The sequence below is a fragment of the Rhizobacter sp. P3_B12 genome (assembly GCF_056402895.1).
Window position 1 is genome coordinate 1 of the sequence record NZ_JBFUGN010001436.1, and the last position, 1,120, is coordinate 1,120.

The following is a 1,120-nucleotide window of genomic DNA, read 5'->3' on the forward strand; positions in this document are numbered from 1 at the left end:
GTGCAGGTCGGCGTGCACGAGGTTCGTCAGTTTCGCGGGCGTGCCGGCGGGCGGCGTGCGCCCGCGCGTGATCACCTGCTCGACGCCGGCGTCGAGCAGGCATTCGCGCAGCACGCCCTGGCCGACCATGCCGGTCGCGCCGAGGATCAGGACTTTCATTCGTTTCCCTTCAATGCAATGCCATTCCAGAACACGTCGAAACCGGCGGCGACGGGATCGAGCCCGCTGCCGTCGGGTTCGGTCATCACGGCCAAGGTTGCATCGGCCAGGCCGCTGAACATCGCCCCGATGAACTGCACCGGGTAGTCGCGCACCAGCTTCTGCCGCACGCAGGTTTCGGCCTCGCGCAGCAGCTCGACGAAGGGCGCACTGCCGGCGGCGCGGGTCTCGGGCGTGATGCGGTCGGAGACGCGCAACTGCCCCATCACCTTGCACTTCAGCGGGTTCGCGGCGGCCCAGCCCAGGTAGCGGGTCCACACATGGCGGAACTTCTCGCGCGCCGGGGCGGCCTGCGGGTAGTCGCCCATCATCGCGTCGGCCAGCTCCAGCTTCAGCGCCCGGTACAGCGCGTTGACCAGCACGTCCTTGCTGGCGAAGTAGGTGAACAGCGTGCCTTCGGCGACGCCGGCGGCCTTGGAGATCGCCGAGGTGGGCGTCGACCACACGCCGCGCACCGCGAACTCCTCGACGGCGGCGTCGAGGATGGCCTTCTGCTTGTCTTCGCTGCGGGGTCGGGCCATGGCGGCATCACTTAATTGAGCAAGTACTCAATCATATGATTGCACATTCATGCCGGTCAAGCGACTTCTCACCGGCAAAGCGCTGCAGGACACGCGGGGCGCTGGTGCAAAATCCCGCGCGATGGATTACCCCGGCAATCTCTTCGTGGTGGCCGCCCCGAGCGGCGCCGGCAAATCGAGCCTCGTGAAGGCCTTGCTGGAACTCGATTCGCACCTGGTGGTGTCGGTCTCGCACACCACGCGCGCGCCGCGCGGGCAGGAGCAGGACGGGCGCGAGTACTTCTTCATCAGCGAGCCGGCGTTCCGCGCCAAGATCGCGGCCGGCGACTTCTTCGAATGGGCCGAGGTGCACGGCAACCTCTACGGCACCTCGCGCCAGG

Annotated in this window: 2 protein-coding genes; one reads left to right on the top strand and one right to left on the bottom strand. The window is 67.5% G+C overall.

Annotated features, from left to right (window positions below; all coding sequences use genetic code 11):
* Positions 1-155 precede the first annotated feature (155 nt).
* Positions 156-740 carry a TetR/AcrR family transcriptional regulator gene (locus AC1D01_RS35870; protein ID WP_477874459.1) on the bottom strand — a complete coding sequence of 195 codons (585 nt, stop codon included), beginning with the start codon at positions 738-740 and terminating at the stop codon, positions 156-158.
* Positions 741-861: 121 nt separating this feature from the next.
* Between AC1D01_RS35870 and AC1D01_RS35875 the strand changes: the two genes are divergently transcribed.
* On the top strand, positions 862-1,120 hold a 259-nt coding region (locus AC1D01_RS35875), incomplete at its 3' end, for a nucleoside/nucleotide kinase family protein (RefSeq protein ID WP_477874461.1).

Coding starts and splice junctions, on each gene's coding strand:
- AC1D01_RS35870 (WP_477874459.1), bottom strand. CDS start 740: ATGGCCCGACCCCGCAGCGAAGACAAGCAGAAGGCCATCCTCGACGCC.